Source organism: Empedobacter brevis NBRC 14943 = ATCC 43319 (genome assembly GCF_000382425.1).
Lineage (GTDB): Bacteria > Bacteroidota > Bacteroidia > Flavobacteriales > Weeksellaceae > Empedobacter > Empedobacter brevis.
This window is the reverse complement of record NZ_KB908292.1, coordinates 290,647-309,265: the sequence shown is the minus strand read 5'-3', so window position 1 is coordinate 309,265 and position 18,619 is coordinate 290,647. Positions and strand designations below refer to the sequence as shown.

At 31.2% G+C, this 18,619-nt stretch carries 20 protein-coding genes; 8 read left to right on the top strand and 12 right to left on the bottom strand.

The window, feature by feature from the left end; all coding sequences use genetic code 11:
* Position 1: 1 nt before the first annotated feature.
* Together H277_RS0104725 and mobC are read right to left on the bottom strand one after the other, a co-directional pair.
* A complete protein-coding gene (locus H277_RS0104725; protein ID WP_019974432.1) occupies positions 2-1,456 on the bottom strand; it encodes a relaxase/mobilization nuclease domain-containing protein in 1,455 nt (484 codons plus the stop codon).
* On the bottom strand, positions 1,453-1,809 hold the full coding sequence (mobC, locus tag H277_RS0104720) for a plasmid mobilization relaxosome protein MobC (protein ID WP_019974431.1): 357 nt from the start codon (positions 1,807-1,809) through the stop codon (positions 1,453-1,455). Before mobC ends, H277_RS0104725 begins: the two co-directional genes overlap by 4 nt.
* A gap of 987 nt (positions 1,810-2,796) precedes the next feature.
* On the opposite strand from mobC, the gene H277_RS0104715 reads away from it, so the two are divergent.
* Entirely contained in the window at positions 2,797-5,922 is a 3,126-nt protein-coding gene (locus H277_RS0104715) for an Eco57I restriction-modification methylase domain-containing protein (RefSeq protein ID WP_244874876.1), read from the top strand.
* Positions 5,919-6,635 carry a hypothetical protein gene (locus tag H277_RS0104710; protein WP_019974429.1) on the top strand — a complete coding sequence of 239 codons (717 nt, stop codon included), beginning with the start codon at positions 5,919-5,921 and terminating at the stop codon, positions 6,633-6,635. Before H277_RS0104715 ends, H277_RS0104710 begins: the two co-directional genes overlap by 4 nt.
* 93 nt (positions 6,636-6,728) lie before the next feature.
* Here the strand turns inward: H277_RS0104710 and H277_RS20160 are convergent, their stop codons facing one another.
* Together H277_RS20160 and H277_RS0104695 are read right to left on the bottom strand one after the other, a co-directional pair.
* Complete coding sequence (locus H277_RS20160) at positions 6,729-6,866, bottom strand: helix-turn-helix transcriptional regulator (RefSeq protein WP_146810753.1); 138 nt, start codon at positions 6,864-6,866, stop codon at positions 6,729-6,731.
* A gap of 551 nt (positions 6,867-7,417) precedes the next feature.
* The gene (locus H277_RS0104695) at positions 7,418-8,647 is read right to left on the bottom strand and encodes a site-specific integrase (RefSeq protein WP_026357410.1); all 1,230 of its coding nucleotides are present in this window, start codon (positions 8,645-8,647) and stop codon (positions 7,418-7,420) included.
* A gap of 282 nt (positions 8,648-8,929) precedes the next feature.
* On the opposite strand from H277_RS0104695, the gene H277_RS19460 reads away from it, so the two are divergent.
* The gene (locus tag H277_RS19460; protein ID WP_146810751.1) at positions 8,930-9,256 is read left to right on the top strand and encodes a DUF1398 domain-containing protein; all 327 of its coding nucleotides are present in this window, start codon (positions 8,930-8,932) and stop codon (positions 9,254-9,256) included.
* 31 nt (positions 9,257-9,287) lie between these two features.
* On the opposite strand, the gene H277_RS0104685 is transcribed toward H277_RS19460, so the two are convergent.
* The 3 genes from H277_RS0104685 to H277_RS0104675 form a co-directional block, all read right to left on the bottom strand.
* Complete coding sequence (locus H277_RS0104685; RefSeq protein ID WP_019974424.1) at positions 9,288-10,058, bottom strand: DUF3108 domain-containing protein; 771 nt, start codon at positions 10,056-10,058, stop codon at positions 9,288-9,290.
* A gap of 109 nt (positions 10,059-10,167) precedes the next feature.
* A complete protein-coding gene (locus H277_RS0104680; protein ID WP_019974423.1) occupies positions 10,168-10,458 on the bottom strand; it encodes a NifU family protein in 291 nt (96 codons plus the stop codon).
* A gap of 13 nt (positions 10,459-10,471) precedes the next feature.
* The gene (locus H277_RS0104675) at positions 10,472-11,572 is read right to left on the bottom strand and encodes an Mrp/NBP35 family ATP-binding protein (protein ID WP_019974422.1); all 1,101 of its coding nucleotides are present in this window, start codon (positions 11,570-11,572) and stop codon (positions 10,472-10,474) included.
* A 134-nt stretch (positions 11,573-11,706) separates the two neighbouring features.
* On the opposite strand from H277_RS0104675, the gene H277_RS0104670 reads away from it, so the two are divergent.
* A complete protein-coding gene (locus H277_RS0104670) occupies positions 11,707-12,168 on the top strand; it encodes a DinB family protein (RefSeq protein ID WP_019974421.1) in 462 nt (153 codons plus the stop codon).
* A gap of 89 nt (positions 12,169-12,257) precedes the next feature.
* Positions 12,258-12,785 (top strand): SRPBCC family protein, encoded by a 528-nt coding sequence (locus H277_RS0104665; protein WP_026357409.1) that lies wholly within the window; start codon positions 12,258-12,260, stop codon positions 12,783-12,785.
* Positions 12,786-12,833: 48 nt separating this feature from the next.
* On the opposite strand, the gene H277_RS0104660 is transcribed toward H277_RS0104665, so the two are convergent.
* The 5 genes from H277_RS0104660 to H277_RS0104640 all read right to left on the bottom strand — a co-directional run bounded on the left by H277_RS0104660 (position 12,834) and on the right by H277_RS0104640 (position 16,203).
* Complete coding sequence (locus H277_RS0104660; RefSeq protein ID WP_019974419.1) at positions 12,834-13,655, bottom strand: alpha/beta hydrolase; 822 nt, start codon at positions 13,653-13,655, stop codon at positions 12,834-12,836.
* Positions 13,656-13,737: 82 nt separating this feature from the next.
* On the bottom strand, positions 13,738-14,346 hold the full coding sequence (locus H277_RS0104655) for an alpha-ketoglutarate-dependent dioxygenase AlkB family protein (RefSeq protein ID WP_019974418.1): 609 nt from the start codon (positions 14,344-14,346) through the stop codon (positions 13,738-13,740).
* Positions 14,333-14,578, bottom strand: coding sequence for an Ada metal-binding domain-containing protein (locus tag H277_RS0104650; protein WP_019974417.1), 246 nt, complete (start codon positions 14,576-14,578; stop codon positions 14,333-14,335). Before H277_RS0104650 ends, H277_RS0104655 begins: the two co-directional genes overlap by 14 nt.
* A 52-nt stretch (positions 14,579-14,630) precedes the next feature.
* The gene (locus H277_RS0104645; RefSeq protein ID WP_019974416.1) at positions 14,631-15,479 is read right to left on the bottom strand and encodes a methylated-DNA--[protein]-cysteine S-methyltransferase; all 849 of its coding nucleotides are present in this window, start codon (positions 15,477-15,479) and stop codon (positions 14,631-14,633) included.
* A gap of 151 nt (positions 15,480-15,630) precedes the next feature.
* Entirely contained in the window at positions 15,631-16,203 is a 573-nt protein-coding gene (locus tag H277_RS0104640) for a nitroreductase family protein (protein WP_019974415.1), read from the bottom strand.
* Positions 16,204-16,275: 72 nt separating this feature from the next.
* Between H277_RS0104640 and H277_RS0104635 the strand changes: the two genes are divergently transcribed.
* Genes H277_RS0104635 through H277_RS0104625 form a run of 3 tightly spaced genes read left to right on the top strand, consistent with a single transcriptional unit; the run spans position 16,276 to position 18,595 of the window.
* The gene (locus H277_RS0104635) at positions 16,276-17,037 is read left to right on the top strand and encodes a DUF2189 domain-containing protein (RefSeq protein WP_019974414.1); all 762 of its coding nucleotides are present in this window, start codon (positions 16,276-16,278) and stop codon (positions 17,035-17,037) included.
* Positions 17,038-17,052: 15 nt separating this feature from the next.
* Positions 17,053-18,012, top strand: a complete 960-nt coding sequence (locus tag H277_RS0104630) for an aminodeoxychorismate synthase component I (protein WP_019974413.1) — start codon at positions 17,053-17,055, stop codon at positions 18,010-18,012.
* The gene (locus tag H277_RS0104625) at positions 17,996-18,595 is read left to right on the top strand and encodes an aminotransferase class IV (RefSeq protein ID WP_019974412.1); all 600 of its coding nucleotides are present in this window, start codon (positions 17,996-17,998) and stop codon (positions 18,593-18,595) included. Before H277_RS0104630 ends, H277_RS0104625 begins: the two co-directional genes overlap by 17 nt.
* The last annotated feature ends 24 nt before the right edge of the window (positions 18,596-18,619 follow it).

The following is an 18,619-nucleotide window of genomic DNA, read 5'->3' as shown; positions in this document are numbered from 1 at the left end:
ATTATGATTTTTTTTTGTTTTTACGTCTTTTCTTGAATTCATCTTGTGCAGGATCTTTTCCTGTTGTTGAAGTTTTCGTCCATTCGAACAGCATTTGATTGACTGCTTTTGTTAGTTCTTTGGTGGTTAGATTGCCTGAGTGATTTTCATTTGGATGTATAAATTTCTGATACTCTTTTTCTCCAATCAATTGTTCCAGTTTTCCGATGTAATGGAATTTGGAATGGATGGTGTAATATTTTCCGTGTTCCGATTTTATAAGGTGAACATCATGGTGATTCTGTGCCGTAAGATGCTCTTTTACATCATTTCTTATTGCATTAAAAGTTTCCTTATCCTTTCTTTTTCTGTTTTCAAAAAGCATAAAGTCATACAGATCACTTTCCGGATGCTTTGTTTTCAAAAAATTCAAAAGCACTGTTTTTATTTCTTTATCCGGAATGTTAAAATCTTTCAACCGTTCAAAAAGCCGTTTGTCCATTGTTTCGGAAGTGAACTCAAACAAGTCATTCATTTTCATGATCTCGCTTCCTTTGTAAACCGCTTTTGTTTTATGGTCAACCACTGTATAACCGAAAGGGTTCTTCGTGTCTTTATGATGAAATACAATATCAATCCCGAAAACCTCTCTGAGTTTTTTCTGAAGCTCACTTTCAAACTCGATTTTAGGTTTCCAATCTTCATCCTGTTTTTCTTTCGGAAGCATTGAATCTTGTTTTCTTCTGTCTTCCACTTTAAACACCTTATTGGAGCAGAGCTCTTTGTATTTGCTTAGAATAGCCCTTATTTGTTTCGTTCTGGCATCATTCTTTCTGTTGTCAAAAACAAACTGATTCCCGTAAATTGTTTTTTCACAAACACCATTTTTCAGAATATCCCATTTAATTTGGTCTTCTTTGTTCTGAGCTAACCGGAATCCATGTCTTTCCAGTAAAAGTTCCAATTGTTTTAAAGAGCCGGTCCGGTAACTCAGAAGCTTATTGATATTTTCTACATTGTTTATTCCGTACATCTTTTCCATTACATTTGCCAAAGCTCTTTGCGCTTTCAGCTTTTCATAGCTGTCGTTTATCTTTTTTCCGGTTTGTTTATCTACCCTTGTCGAAACAATATGCACATGGCTGCTTTCAGTATCGTTGTGAAAAACGATGAGAAAAGGCTGGTTTCCGTAGCCCATTTCTTCCATAAACTTTTCAGCAATTTGGCTGAGCTCTTCTTTGGAATGTTCTTGAAACTTGGTTGAAATCATGGCGTGGAATTGCGGTTTCTTTACTTTCTCGTTTTTGGAAATGCAAGCCAAATAGGATTTTACTTCTTCCCGGTTGCTTGATTCGTTAATGAACGACGGAAAATTTTTCATCAGCATTAATTCGCCTTTTCCATTACCTACCTTTTTATCGTTGTATTTTACTCCGGGGAAGGAAGGTCCTGCGGATTCCATAATCTTTACAATCATTTCCCAAGCATTGAATAGATTTTTAGAAAAAGGTCATTCTGTTGCTTTTTTAGTGCTATAATTTCAGCAAGCTGCTCAGAGAACTTTTGTAATTGACAGTCCGAAATGAACTTTTGACCGTTTACCGTTTTGGCAATCTGATTAATGTTGGTTTCAATTTTAACAAAGATGTTGTCCTGCTTTTCAATGAACGTTACTATTTTTCTTCTCTCATCATCCAGAATCCTGTTTTCTACAGAATCAATGATTAAATTGGTCAGAGAAATATTTTTTTCTAAACAGAGTTGCTTCCAGTTTTTCTTTCTTAATTTTTGAACTCTTATAATAATCACGTCTTCTTTTCCATTTTTCATTTTTTCATGGATATTTCCTTTACAAAATTGGCACATCAAAACCATGAAAACAATAGTATTCACGCGACTTGGACGGAGTAAGACTACTTTAGATTAGTCTGGAATAGGAAAAGATTAAAAAAGAGTAAAATGGATTTTTTTGGATAATTAAACCTATTTTCATTGAAATTTTAAAAAACAAGTTCCGTCGTTTTTTCCCCTTTTTGCAAAAAAGGCAAGAGGTCTTTTAGATATAGAAATTTGCTAAAATTTGTATATACAAAGACACATCTTGCTCATTAATAAGGCTGATTTTTTGAGAGTTCTGAAAAAATGGGTGTTTTATTTGTTAAACTTATGATTATCAATATTTAAAGTTTTTAAAAATCTAAAAAGAATACCTTGTGCTATTTTTTACAGGTTGAAGTATTAAACATTACTTTATTTTTTACAGGTCAGTGGCTGAACCTTGTAGTATTTTTTATAGGTTAGAGCATTGGACGTTGTAGTATTTTTTATAGGCGGGTGATTCGTACTCTACATTATTCTTTATAGCTGGGGTACTAAACCCTATGTTATTTTTTATAGGTTGGATGTTGAACCCTGTATTATATTTTACAGGTTGAATGTTGAACCTTACACTATTTTTTATAGGTCAGTGGCTGGACCTTGCAGTATTCTTTACAGGTTGAAATGCTAAACCTTACATTATTTTTTACAGGTTAAAGCGTTGAACCTTGTAGTATTTTTATAGGTGAGTGATTTGCACCCTGTATTATATTTTACAGGTTGAATGTTGAACCTTACACTATTTTTTATAGGTCAGTGATTGAACCCTGTATTATTTCTTACAGGTCAGCTATAGAACCTTACATTATTCTTTATAGGCTGGTGATTGAACGCTAATTAACAGTCAGTCCCAGTTAAAATATTTTAACAGTTTATTTGTTTTGACAATGGAGAACAAATTATAGTCTTAATATTATTTTTTATATTTAGATTTGCATATTGAGGAATATTGTGGATAATTATAGCTTAAATAAAGTACTGAAGAGTCTTGATCTCGACCAAAGTGTTGTTTTTAGAAATAAAAGCAACAACAATTATGATGTACAGTTTCATAAGGATATCCAACAAAAGATAGAATCAATTTTACCTGATGCTGTTTATATTTTTAATTCGCAACCTTTAATTCTGTTTTTCGACCTTACAAAAGATAATCGAGAGTTAAGTGATTTGTATAAAAAGGTATGGTCTTTTGATAACACCTCAATTATTTTTATTCTCAAAGATACAGGTATTGAGGTTTTTAATGCCCTAAATTATATTAAGGACAAAAAGCAAAACACTCTTGAAAAAATAGATTTATCTGAGGATGAAATAAAAAGATTATTTAATCTTTGGGAATTAGAAAGTGGAAATACTTGGGATTGGTTCCAGAAAGAATATATTGAAAAACAGAAAGGTAAAACCCATAGAAAAAGAGTAAACGAACGTTTATTCAGTAATATAAAAGAGGTTAGAAATCATTTAACTAGCGATTCTTCATTGAATGAAAATGAGGCAAATTCTTTGATTTTAAGACTAATATTTATTCGTTATCTGATTGATAGAAAAATCAATATAGATAACGAATTAATTCCTGGTGATGTCGAGAACTTGAATGAAAGACGTAAAAACTTTATTCAGCTTATAAAAGATCCGGAAAATCTCAATCAACTGTTTATTAAACTTAATAAACGTTTTAATGGAGTTTTATTTAAAGAAACAGAGTTTGTACTAACAAATAACCAAGCCGATTATTTATCTGCAGTTTTTGCCGGAGAATTGGATGGAGATGATTCATTATTTAAAAATTTCTTTTTTGAAATATTTGACTTTTCAATTATTCCTGTAGAAGTTATTTCGGGAATTTACGAGTCTCTAATTGATGAGGAGAAAAGAAAACTAGATTCCGCAGTCTATACGCCTTCATTTTTAGTAGACTATATATTAAAAGATACTGTTGATGAGTTTCTAAAAAACAATAAACCCGAAGACTGTACTATTTTTGAGGTAGCAGTAGGTTCAGGGATATTTCTTGTTCAATCTCTTCGTAGAATCATCGAGAAAGAGATTGAATTAAATGGAAATGATGATAAAATTCTATTTAGTGAAAAAATAAAAAGTTTTGCAGAAAATAACCTTTATGGTATTGATATTAACTCACAGGCTTTGAAAGTTACTTGCTTTTCGATTTATATTGCATTGTTAGACTATTTAGACCCTGCGGATATTAATATATACCAATTTCCTAAGTTAATAGGTAAGAACCTTTTTGAATCTAACTTTTTTGGAAAACTAAATAATGAAAATAATTTAGAATCTGCTGATTTTGAGGAAACAATAAAAAATATACAACCGAAATTCATTCTTGGAAATCCGCCGTGGAAGAGTAAAAAAGATGATGTAATACACACTAAATGGCTAACAACAAATAACAAAACTGTTGGAAACTTCGAGATTGCACAATCTTTCTTATTACGAGTTAAGGATTTTATGACTTTTGATACAAAAAGTGCATTAATATTAACAAGTACAATGTTTTATAATGTTTCAAAGACTACAAGAAAATTCAAAAAAGATGTATTAAATACATATTGTATTGATAAGTTTTTTGATTTATCAGCAGTGAAACAATCTCTTTTTGATACCCAAGAAAGTCCTACGTCTATAATATTCTTTCGGTTATCGAATAACAATGAACATTTCAATAATACTGTAAAACACCATAGTTTAAAAGTAAATTCTTTTTTGAAAAACTTCAGAATGCTTGTCATTGAAAAATTTGATCAAAAAGAAATTCTTCAAAAACATTTTATAGAAAATGATTGGATGTTTAAAGTAGCTTTATACGGGAATACTTTAGATTTTCATTTCATAAATAAAGTTAATTATAATAAAGATAAAATTTTTGATTTTGTAAAAAAAGGTAAACTCCTTAAAGGAGCAGGTATTGAAAGAGGAAAAGATTGCAAAAAATTTGAAGGATTAATTGGTCTTCCGATAATTGAGAATAATGATATTAATGAATACTATACTCTTACTAGTAAATCGAAAATACTTTCAGAGAGTGATGTTTATCTATCAAGAGGAAGAAATAAAGATATATTTTTAGGTGAAAAAATTTTATTAAAAGAACAAAGTAAAAATTGGAATAAACCTGTAATTTCATACGTAGAAAGTGATAGTGTTTTTAGAAAAGGAACTTTTTCTATTTCTTCCAATGATAAAAACTTCCTGAAATTTCTTTATACACTATTAATTAGTGATTTATACAATTATTATTTATTTTATATTACAGGCGCATGGGGAATTGGAACAAGACCTGCAATTAGATTTGATGATGAATATCTAAATTTTCCTATTGTAATTGCAAACGAAGAAATAAAAACGAAAATAACACAGTTATTCGATTCATTATTGACTCCTATAAAGGAATTCTATCTAAACAATATTAAAAAGGATGATACTAAATTTGAATTAAAATCAGCCAACCATAAAAATCCAGAGCCACCAATCGACAATAATGCTTTAGATAGAATAAACAATATCATTTATGAACTATACGATATAAAAGAATATGAAAAAGATCTTATTGATTATGTCTTAAATGTCTCAAGATATCAGTTTCAAGAAAGCAAACAAGATTTATTTACTCATAAGGTAGATGATGACATTGAGCTTTTGAAAAGATATGCAGAAATCTATCTTAATGAATTTTCAAAGATTTATGTTGATGAATATATTCAAGTTGAAGTATATACCTTAAATCATTTCATTGCAATGAATTTTATAATGAAAGAAGAAAAACCAGATAATCCGATTATTTATTCAGAAAATAAAAATATACAAAGCGTACTAAAAAGTTTGGCAAATACATTAAGTGTTTCTGAAATCGTAAGTACAGATAACATAGAAAAGAACTTATTTATTCAAAAAGATATAAAAGGTTTTGAAGATAATGCTTTTTACATCATTAAACCCAATGAATATAAATGTTGGCACAGAGCAATGGCTTGGTATGATGTAGCAGAATTTAAAGAGATTATCCAAGAAGCAGAGTTAAACGAATTAAACAAGTCTGCTGAATGAATTCAAATGCTTCAAACTTTGTTAAAAAAAGACGAGAAAAAATATCCTTAACTAAAAAACAGATTAAAGATATTTTGACTTGTGTAATTAGTAGTTACGAAAAAATTATCACAGATAAAATAGTTTATGATCTTTCTGAAAAAACAATTGGAAAAATAAAAAAAGAGGATTATTTACGAAACCGTTTAGTTGATGATTATCTTGAAAATGAGCTTTGTTTGTTTGAAGATGGAACAGATCGTTTTACAGTTAATAAGGAAGTTTCTGAGGAGTACAGAGGTTTGGTAGATGATAAATTACATAATGATCCTATTGATATTCATATCGTAGATAAAGCACAAAAAAATTCGTGGGGTAAAAACACCAAGCCATATTTTGCAATTGAATGCAAAAGATTAACATCTTCATCAGTTACGGAATATGTTACAGACACAAAAAAAATTACTGAGAGGAATTATACAAAATTAAGATTGCCTTTTGAGGGACAATTAGCTTTTATAGAAAATCCGTCTTTAACTCATATAATGCTATCCGGAAAAATAAATCAAAAACTTTCTTCAAATTCGGATATTGAAACTATTAAACAGCTAGAAAATCTAATGATTAAAAATGGTTTTGATGCATCGTATTTATCAGAACATAAGAAAAAGGATTGTTCTTTATTTTCTATTTTCCATTTGTTTTTAGATTATTCCAAAATAATACAAAACTAGCTGTAAACTCCTGATTATTGAAGGAGTTCTCTTAAAAAATAATTTTTAACATCCCTCCTTTTTAGTTTCTTTTTCCTTTAATTCAGCTTTTCTTTACTTTATAAAATCTGTTGGACGAATACCGTTAATTTCCTGAAAAAGATCAGAGAAATTCTGTCGGGAGAAGACACCACAATTCAAAGCTAAACCTTCAACAGTATACTCCAAAATTGGGATTATGATACAATTCATAAGTAATATAATTAATGCGAAGCTCATTCAAATTAGTTTTTAATGTTGAAAATTCCGTAGCTGGTTCTGGAGGAACAGCAATAGATATACTAAGAATTACACCCAATCTTAAGGTTCAACAATCAAATTTCAATCATCGGAAAAAGTGGAGTTGCGGTAATGATTAATGATAAACTACTTCAATTGACAGGAAGAGATTTGCTCGAATATGTCAAAAGTATAAATGCTGAAGACATAAAAAAACATCATACAAAGCAAAGAGGTTTTTACAGACCTACGATGCAAACTTGAAAAGTTTGAAAACAACAATGAATTTAACGAAAAAGGACTTTTGCTATAATTACTTGCTGAAAAATTAGATACCAATAGCTCTTACTTATCACAGGTCAGTGGTTGAGACTTGCAGTATTTTTTATAGGTGGATAATTTGTACCCTGTATTATTTTTATAGGTATTATAACTAGTAGGTTCTTTATTTATGAGTGAATACAAAAAACGAAAACAGCTATAAAAAACCATTTCCGTTTGTATGTTTATATTCGGTTTTTTTTTCAAAAATTCATTGCAAATTTTCTTTCAGTTTCTTTGATGCTTTCTTTGAAAATTGCCATATCTCTGCTAACTTTTTCAGTCGTCATTTTTGCATAAATCTGGGTAGTTTTTATATCTTTATGTCCCAACATTTTACTCACGCTTTCCAATGAAACGCCTTTTGACATGGCTAAAGTGGCAAAAGTATGGCGTGATAAGTGAAAAGTCAGATGCTTTTTAATTCCACATATTTCCGCAATTTCTTTTAAATGTGGATTCACTGTTCTACTCGTTTTTACAGGAAGTAGTTTCCCGTCTTTGAAAGTTTGGTTTTTATATTTATCCAGAATTTTCTTTGGTATTTCCATCATTGGAATAAAATAATCCATATCGGTTTTCTCTCGTTTCCCCATAATCCACTGTTGCCCGTCAATAGATAATTGAATTTTTTCTTTGGTAAATTTGAATACATCAATATAGGATAAACCCGTAAAGCAGCAGAAAATAAAAACATCTCTTGTTCTCTCCAGTCTTTTATCCAATTTCCAATTCATCAAAATTTCGATTTCTCTTTGGGTAAGATAGCCTCTTTCAGATTTTTCGTCTTCTATTTTATAATTGATAAACGGATTCCGGAAAATCCATTCATTTTTGTAAGCCAACTCGACTATTTTCTTTAAACTGATTAAATATTGGGCAATGGTACTTTGCTTATTTCCACGAACTGTCAGTAGATACATTTCAAAATCACGGATAAACTGATAGTTGATTTCCCGAAGTGGAATGTCAGAAAGGTTGTATTTTTCTAAAAGAAATTCCGATAACCTGATTCGTAGATAGTAATATCTAGTATAGGTAGATTTTACAATCCTTTTACCTATCAGATTAAAATTTTCTTCAACGTGTTCGTCAAATGCTTTCAACAACATATATTGTTTGCTGTCGATTCCGAGAAAAATGTTTTTTACTTTTTCGGCTGTAACGGCATTTTCTCGCTCTTGAACATCACGATAAATTTTATGGATTGCGGCTTTTGTTGTTTCAAGCAGTGCATTTATTTCAGATGATTCGGCACTTTTTCCCGTTGCCTTTCCTTCTTTCACCTTCCAAAGTTTAGGATCAATATCCTTTTTCATTCCGAAACGGGCTTCTTTTCCATCAATGGTAATCCTGCAATAAACAGGTACACTTCCGTCTTTTTTTTGTTTGTCTCTTTTCAGAAAGAAAAGGACTTTGAATGTACTTCTCATACGCTTCATTTTTATGTTGTAAAATTAAATTCAACCTTTAAAAATGAGTGGCTTCCAGGGTGGACAATAGTAGTCAGTTATTGGTCAAAAACAGCCTTTTTAACTCTTTTTTTGTCTCCCTTTTGTCTGCATAATAAGGGGGTACGATTTAGAGCGGCATCTTTGTCGATCTAAGGCTAATTTATGGCTTTTGTTGTTTAAATTTACTCTGTTAAAATCTTCAATATGTTGACACTTTCCTCTTTATGTCGGGGTTTGTCTACATAGAGAACTTTATTTTGTATTTTTATTAAAAAAATAAATGAATTAGGTGTTAAATCTTTCGAAACCTGGGTTTCGGATAGCCATACGAATTATTTGGGGACAGATAATTACAAAATTTCTTCTTTACCGAAATACGAAGAACTCTCAATTTCGAAAGAAGTGAACAGAGAACAATTTCAAAATTACTTGAAAATTCATCAACAAGGAGAAACAGATTATTATACTTTTTGTATGCATTGTGCTAATACTGGAATAGAAAAATGGGTCGTTTCGCTAGAAGATTATTCTTGTATCTATTATGATGCAAAAGGAATTGTTATTTTAAAAGAAGAAATCCCTCATTAAGTGAGGGATTTTTGATAGAATTTATAAGAAATTACTTTGTGAAATTTAGTGGATATTTTAGATTTTTATATTCGTTAAGATCAGCGTTTAAAGATCCTACCAATAAGCCCGCTTTTATTTTAAGCGGAACCAGGTTTGCATCGTCAGAAATCCACATGGTAACAGACTCAGATTCTTTGAAAATGCGGCCTGATTGCACATAAGGACGAATTTTGATGGCCGAAATCTTACCAAATTTTGTTTTCAAGGTTTCGCGCCCCAAAACTTTCAACCTAAATTTTAAAGTCTCGTCTCCCAAAAAAATATTTTCATTCAGGAAATCCCCTGTTTTCAATTTAGAAGAATCAGCATTTCGTAGACTGTAAAAAGCAGATAATAAATCCTGTGCATCATAAGGAATTGTCTCTGTCGTTATTTTTCCATCTCTTTTATTTTCAACTTTTGCTTTTCTGTTAGCATGGTCAAAATAATAAATTTGATGACGTTTATAACTTCCTTCAACAATATTTCGGACAAATTTGGTCGGTTTCAGATCGGTTTTATCAATATACGATTCATAATTATCATCTACTTTAAAAAAAGCGCGTACGGCTCCGGTTGAATTTCCTTTTCCTACAATATGGTAATGACTTTTTCCATTCAATGTAGCTTCGCGGACATCTATACTCGCAAAGCCGGCATTTAGCCCGGAATAATGAACCCTAAATTTAAGATTTTCTCCGACTTTATAATTGGTTTGGGCATGTAATGGTAAAGCGAATGAAAGGACAATAAAAGTAAAAAATAAAATATATTTTTTCATTTTCGATTTTTCGTTTTGTGGTTAAGATTCAAATTGTTTGCCAAAAATAATAAAACGCCTTTATAAATTGATATAAAGGCGTTTTAATTTATTTGAATAAAACGATATTCTAATTTTCTTCTTTAACCGAAGAGACTTGATCAGCTTCAGTAGGAGTTTCAAAATCTGAAACATTAATAACTGAAACGATTTCAGGTACATATTTTTTAATTGTCATTTCAACCCCTGACTTTAATGTCATCTGGTTAACTGAACATGCAATACATGCACCTGTTAGGCGAACTTTTACAATATTATCTTCTACAGATATTAATTCGATATCGCCTCCGTCTGAATTTAAGAATGGTCTAATTTCAGTTAAGGCCTTTTCAACTTCTGAATATTTTTCTTCTGGAGTCATGATCTTTTCTTTTTTAATTTTTTGCCGAACACCCTGCCATTGTCGTAATACGAACAGCTTCTGTTGGAGGCAATGTGTTATTACGTTCTACTAAACTTTGAACAGTGTTGCGTGCAATGTTTTTATATACCTCTGCTACAAGAGTGTCTTCTTGCATTGCAGCCGGACGTCCAACATCAGCAGCTTCTCGAATTGATTGAACAATTGGAATTTCACCTAAGAAAGGAACACCAATTTGTTCAGCCAAATCTTTAGCACCATTTTGTCCAAAGATATAATATTTATTAGTTGGCAATTCTTCCGGTGTAAAATACGCCATATTTTCTACAATTCCTAATACAGGAACATTGATTGCTTCCATTTGGAACATTCCAACTCCTTTACGAGCATCTGCTAAAGCGATATTTTGAGGCGTAGAAACGACAACAGCACCTGTGATAGGAACTTGCTGAACAATAGATAAATGAATATCACCTGTTCCCGGAGGTAAATCGATTAATAAGAAATCTAGTTCTCCCCAATGTGCATCACGAATCATTTGATTCAAAGCTTTTGCTGCCATCGGCCCTCTCCAAACAATTGCTTGATCTGTATCTGCAAAGAATCCAATTGATAATAATTTGATTCCATAAGCTTCTACGGGTTTTATTTTTGTTTTACCGTTTACTTCAACAGAATATGGACGTGCATCCTGACAATCGAACATAATTGGCATAGAAGGCCCATAAATATCGGCATCTAATAAACCAACTTTAAAGCCCATGTTTGCTAAACTTATTGCCAGATTTGATGAAACGGTAGATTTTCCAACACCACCTTTTCCTGATGCTACTGCGATAATATTTTTAACGCCCGGTAATTCAGAACCTTTTATTTCGTTTGTATTTTTTTCTTCTACTTCAACCGAAATATTTAATTTAAGATTTGCTTCAGGTAAATTTTCTTTAAAAGCATTTTTTAAAGCAATTTCCAAACGCTTGCGTTCATGCATTGCAGGAGAAGGAGAAACAATATCTAAAATAATATCATTTCCCATTACTTGAGCATTACGCATCCAATTGCGAATACCCAATTCTTCTAATACTTGATATATCTGATCTCTTGTGTAAGCCATCTTTTGATTTTAATGAGACAAAATTACAAAGAATCAAAGACTTTAAATAATCTATAAATGTGATTTTAATTGTTTTAGTCTATTATTTGATAAAAAGTAGTAATTTAATGTATCTTTAACCTTTAAATCTCACTATGGAAGAGCATATTATTTATCTGACAAATATTAGAAAACAGATCATTGATGAGCTTGAACAACATTCGTTAAAGCAATTACTTTATATCCCTGTAGGGTATAAGAATAATTTGTTTTGGAATGCGGCTCATGTTCTTGCAACCCAACAACTGATTCATTATTATTTGACGGATAATAGGATGCTGGTGGATATTCAGTTTATTCAAAAATATAAGAAAGGAACTTTAGGAAATACGGAGGTAACAGAAAATGAGGTGCAAGAGTTGAAAGAAATGCTTGAAAGTACACCGATGCAACTGTTTAAAGATTATCGTTCAGAAAAACTATCCTATTATCGTTCGTATAAAACAAGTTTTGGAATGAGTTTGGAATCTATTGAAGATGCAATCTTATACAATAATATTCATGAAGCAATGCATTTAGGGTATATGTTTTCAATGAAAAAGAATATTCCTTTTTAGGAGAATTTAGAATTATTTTTTTAATTCCGTTACTTTGAGAATAAGAATTAATATATTAGTATTCAAATAATTATTTCAAAATACACGATATGAAAATTCTTAAAAAAATTCTACTTTTTATTGTAGGCTTGCTTATAGTACTCACAATATTAATGTTTGCTTTGGGTAAACAATATCATTTCGAAACCTCTATAGTTATTAATGCGCCAATAGAAAAGGTGTATGAACAAGTTAGTTCGTCGAAGAAATTTAATGAATGGAATCCGTGGATGAAATTAGATCCAAATCTGAAATTAACTTATTCAGGAAATCAAGGCGAAGTTGGAGATGAATATTGTTGGGATGGAAATGATGAAGTAGGACAAGGTTGTCATATCATCACCGCTTTAGAACCGAATGAAAAAGTTGCAACAAAAATGTTGTTCAAAAAACCTTTTGAAAGTGACGCGACTTCTGATGTGGTATTAACAAAAGAAGGGAATGCGACAAAAGTGACTTGGAGCATGGATTGTAAATTTGATTATCCAATGAATTTGATGAAATTATTAATGGATTCGCAAATGGAAAAATCGTATGGAGAAGGTTTGTCTAAATTAAAAGAATTAAGTGAACAATGAGAAACATAAAAAAACCTTCGAAGTAAATTATTTCGAAGGTTTTTTTATTTAATTCAATGACCAGATTAGGGCTTTCTCTTTTGTTGCTCTATAGATTGTGCTATGATCTTCTTTAGGTTCATTTGAATATTGCCACTGAATGTTTTTGCTGTTTGTTTCTTTTAATGTTCTTGATAGTTCTTGACTGTAAGGTACGATATCTGTTGCTTTTGAACTGGCAAACCATATTTTTTTATTGGATGCTGTAAAGTTTAGTAAATCATTTTTAGCATTTTGTACCATTTTATGATTATTCCACCATAAAGACGGATCCATTGCAATATAGTAATCAAACATGTCAGGTTGCTTCAGAAAAGTTTCAACAATAAATAAACCTGCTAATGATTCACCAATAATTCCTTTTTTATCAGTAATGCGGTAGCGTTTTTGAATCTCATTAAATAGTTCATCTTTAATAAATGCTCTGAATTCGGAAGACCCTCCAACTGTCGGTGCAATTTTTTTATCTTCTTCATTGTCCGTTTTTCCTGTCAAATCTCTTCTTCTTTGCGTATTTTCGATTCCAACCAGTAAAATAGGTTTTATTTTTTTAGCTTTAATTAATTCATCTAAAGTATTGGCAATATGCGGAAAATCTTCTTTGGTTCCTCCGTCCGGCATGTAAAGAACATCAACTCCTTCGGTTGAGTTTTTATAGTCTTCAGGAATCCATACATTAATTGTACGTAACTCATCTACACTTTTAGATTGAATCGTAAATGTGTCATGAGCTGGAATTGGATCATTGTATTCGGGATAAGCTGTAGTTTTACAATTCCATAAGAAAAGAGGTAAAAGTATAGCGACGACTAGTTTAAAAATTGCTTTCATAAATGTGGTTTCATTTTTTATCAATCAAAAATACAGTTTTTTACGATTGAATCATACAATAGTAAAAGGGAAATGAAAACATTTAATCGATGATGGTTCGGAAAGTGAGATTAATTCGTGGAGTTTTTACTTTTTTAGTTGGAGGTAAGCGATGCAACCAATACGTTTGGGTTGTATCTTTCATAACCAAAAGACTTCCGTGATCTAAAATGAACTCAACTTTTGCTTTGGTTTCTTTATGTTTAAACAAAAATTTGCGTACAGCACCAAATGTTAAGGAAGCAATTGCACCATCTTTCTTTAAGTCTGTTTCTCCATCACTGTGCCATGCCATCCCTTCATCTCCGGAATGATAAAGATTTAATAAACAGGAATTATAGGTTTCTCCTGTTTTTTCTTCAACAATCGTTTTTAATGCTAATAATTCTTTTGTCCACTCCAATGCATGCTTTGTTATATTCGAATAAGAATATTCGAATTTTTTATCGCCGTACCAGGCTACTTTTCTTTTTGTTATAATCTTTTTCCCAAAAATAACAGCTTCATCATTGCGCCACTCGATGTTTTCCATCAACAGTGTGTAATAATAATCAGCTTCCGTTTTTGTAAAAACTTGTCCGTAGTAATTCACTGTACCATCATATGGAAGATGATTTTCAGTTGATTCTGTTTCTTGGTTAAATAAGTCCATTTTTCCACTTTAAATATTCAACTTTCATACAATGTCCGCAAGGACGGAAATGATGTGCAATAGCATCCTGCTCAGAAGTGAAAAAGACTCGGTTTTCAATTTTCATTCTTTTACCCGAAGTACAGTTTAACCGGCCATAGATTTTTAATTTTTGATTGCCTCCGAAAAGAATTTCTCGATGGCGAATCTTATGTTTCAATTCTTCGGGCTTCAATTGTGTATGTTTGATCATAGCTCTTTTTTTGATACGATTAAAATTAATGAATTAAATATAAGCTGTATAATTAAATCAATTTTTCATCATGACTTGCTTCCCAGCCAAGTATCATTGCTTTTCTTGTTTTTCCCCACATATAATTGCCTATTTTACCTGTAGACTGAATGACTCTGTGGCATGGTATTAAATAGGCGATTGGATTTTGACCAATTGCGGTTCCTACTGCCCTGGATGCTTTAGAGTTGCCGATTTGTTCTGCAACTTTTCCATATGTCGATACATTACCGTTAGGGATTTTCAAGAGACTTTCCCATACTTTTAATTGAAAATCCGTTCCTTTTAGATGTAGCTTGATATGCTTGAGATTAGTTTGATTGTGGTCGAATATTTTTAGGGCATTTGTTTGGATCACATCTGAACGAGATTCAAAATCAGCATTGGAAAATTTTTTTGTTAAATGCAAATAGCCTTCATCAAAATTATCTTCAAAAGCCATATGACAAATTCCTTTTTGTGTTGAGGCAATCAATAGCATTCCAAATGGACTTTCAATATAAGTATAATTGATCTTTAAATCAGCTCCGCCGTTCTTGTATTCTGCAGGCGTCATTCCTTCTATCGTGATGAATAGGTCATGAAGGCGGCTGGTGCTTGATAAACCTGTTTCATAGGTTGTCTCAAATATAGAATTCTCCGGATTTTTCAACATTTCTTTAGCATGTTCAATACTAATGTACTGGAGAAATTTCTTCGGACTTGTTCCTGCCCATTCTGTAAACATGCGTTGAAAATGTGCCGGACTCATATTGACATGTGCAGCAATTTCGTGTAGTTGAGGTTGTTTTTGGAAATTCTCCTGAATAAACTCAATTGCGTTGGCAATACGTTTGTAATTTAGATGCATAATCGTTTCCATTTGAACATGTTTTTATAAATCAAATTTCTGCTTTTTTCGTCAGATAATAAATCCGAAATATGCTGAGTTTTAATCAATGAAAACAATGAAAGATAATCAGATTAGCATATTAAATTAAAAAAGGTTGTCAATTTTGACAACCTTTTTTAATTTAATATGCTAAAAATTTCACCTTATTTTCGATAGGCTGACGGACAGCTTCAGGTGTCTCACCATCATATTTTCCCATATAGAAAACACCAACACATTTCTCACCTTCTTCCATGGTTGTGAACTCGTCAACATTTGCAATTACATTTGTTGGAGAAGACCAATATGCCCCGATATTTAGTGTACTTGCCATTAACCACATATTTTGTACAGCCATGGATGTTGCAGCTAATTCTTCCCATTCAGGATTTTTTTCTGTGTCTAAAAAGTTAATTAAAACAATTTTATTCGATTTATCACATTTCTCAATTAAAGCATTTATTTTTCGGTCGCTTAACTGATCAGGAGGAGTTCCTTGTACATAAATACGTTTTACATACTCGCGAAAACGATCTTTCACAGGACCTTCTAAAACGATGAAACGCCAAGGTTCTGTTTTTTTATGTGAGGGAGCCCAATTGGCTGCTTCAAAAATTTGATTTAATTCTTCGCGTGTGATTTCTTCCTGGTTGTATTGAGGAGGAAATATAGAACGTCTGTTTTTTATGATTGATAATAAATCGCTTGCATTCATGTTGTAACAATTATTAATTTTACTCTACTAATCAGACAAATTTACATTAATTTCAATTAAACCAACGTTAAGATGAAAACATTAGATTACAACAAAATTGAGTATTACAAAAACAATAAATTTAAGTTTGATATAGGTAAGTACTTTAATCAATCTTTGGAGCTTTTTCAAAATAATTGGCAGCCTTTTGTGATCTATGCCTTAGTTGCTGCAATTATATATGTCTTTACTTCTTTTACTGTTATAGGTTTGCTTTTTGTCATGTATCCACTTTTGATGGGATTTATGATAGGAGCAGAACGTGCTGAAAATAAAACGACGTTAGAAGTAGGAGACTTTTTTGGAGGATTCAAAAATATAGGAAGTTATTTTCTTTTTACTCTTATCATTATCGGAGTTTCATTAGCTGTGATGTCACCTTATATCATCTTTTCCTTCTTACCGCTTATGCTCAATGATCCTGAAAATGTGAGCCCGGCATTTGTTTTAGGTTCATCACTTTTTGGAATAATGTACCTGTTTGTAGCAACAATTTTTTTACTTTTTTTACAAGCCTGTATTTTCTTAGCGCCATATTTTATTCATTATGGAAATATGGGTGCTGTCGAAGCAATAAAAACGTCTTATGCAATCGTAAAAAAGAATTTTTGGTGGATGGTTTTAATGGCTTTAGTTGTAAGTTTAGTCGCTTCAATTGGTACAATTGCATGTTATGTAGGAGCACTTGCAACTTATCCGATTGGATATATGATGGTCTATTTTATGTTAAAAGAGATGATTTTAACGGATGATGAAAAAACAGAAATTGATCTGCTTGGAACAAATCAAGAATAATATTAATTTTATCGAATGTTAGCAAAGCATTCGATTTTTACAAAAATGAATGAATTGGGAGCTGAAAAAGTTCCCTTTTTTTTTATGATTGACTTTTTGAAGGAAAACGGAGAGGTTATTCCATTAAAAGAATTAACCCAAGAAATAAAGTTTGAGATTAATTTTCTTCAAAAAGAATCAATTGAGAGGGATTTTGAACTGAAGAAATGTCCAATAACTTTCGATGAATATTTGCCAAAATTCAACAATGTTCATGACAATATTTTAGTTGGGAATTCGTATTTAACGAATTTAACACTTCCAACTAAGATTGAAACCGATTTGACTTTGGAGGAGATTTTTAAATTTTCTCAAGCAAAATACAAGTTGAAATATAAAGATGAATTTGTTTGTTTTTCTCCTGAACGTTTCGTGAAAATTAAACATCAAAAAATTTTCTCAAATCCTATGAAAGGAACAATTGATGCATCGATTCCAAATGCAAGAAAACTGATTTTGGATGATGAAAAAGAAGCTGCTGAACATGCGACGATTGTTGATTTAATCAGAAATGATTTGAGTCTTGTTTCCGAAAATGTAGAGGTGATAAATTACCGATATATTGACGAAGTAAAAACAAATGACAACACCTTGCTGCAAGTTAGTTCCGAAATAAAAGGAGAGTTAAACGATGAGTATTATAAAAATTTAGGAACGATTTTCGATCAACTTTTACCTGCAGGTTCTATTTGCGGTGCGCCAAAAAAGAAAACCGTCGAAATTATTTTAGAAGCCGAAAAGTACAATCGGAATTTCTACACAGGTGTTTTCGGTGTTTTTGATGGTGAAAATCTTGACAGTGCAGTGATGATTCGTTTTATTGAAAATAAACAAGGAGAGTTATTTTTTAAGAGTGGAGGAGGAATTACCGCAAAAAGTAAAGCAAAAGCAGAATACGAAGAATTAATTCAGAAAGTATATGTTCCAATTTATTGAATCGATTTGTTGTGTTGACAAACAACTTCGAAATTTAGAGTTTCATCAAGCGAGATTTAACCGGACAAGAAATGACCATTTTAATGAAATAGAACCTATTTTATTGCATGAAATGATCAAGTTTCCAAATGATATAACCCCTGAAAAATATAAGGTGAGAATTGTCTATGATCGCGAAATTCAGTCCATAGAATTTCAGCCTTATCATATTCAGCCTATTCATTCAATTAAGCTCTTTGAGATTGAAAATAAAATTGATTATTCATACAAATATTTAGATCGTTGGTTTTTTGATGAATATTTAAAAGAATCAAAAACAGATGATTTGGTCTTGGTAAAATCAAATTATATTACCGATTGTATTTATTCGAATATCGTTTTTTTTGACGGTTCTCAATGGATCACACCACGAACTTTTCTATTAAAAGGAACAATGAGAGAAGCTTTATTACAATCAGGTCAGATTATTCAGAAAAATATTAAAGTGTCAGATTTATCGAATTTCAAATCATTCAAGCGAGTGAATGCAATGATGGATTTGGAAGAAAGTCAGGAATTGGATATTTCTCTACTTATAAAATAACTCTATAAAATTAATAGAGTATTA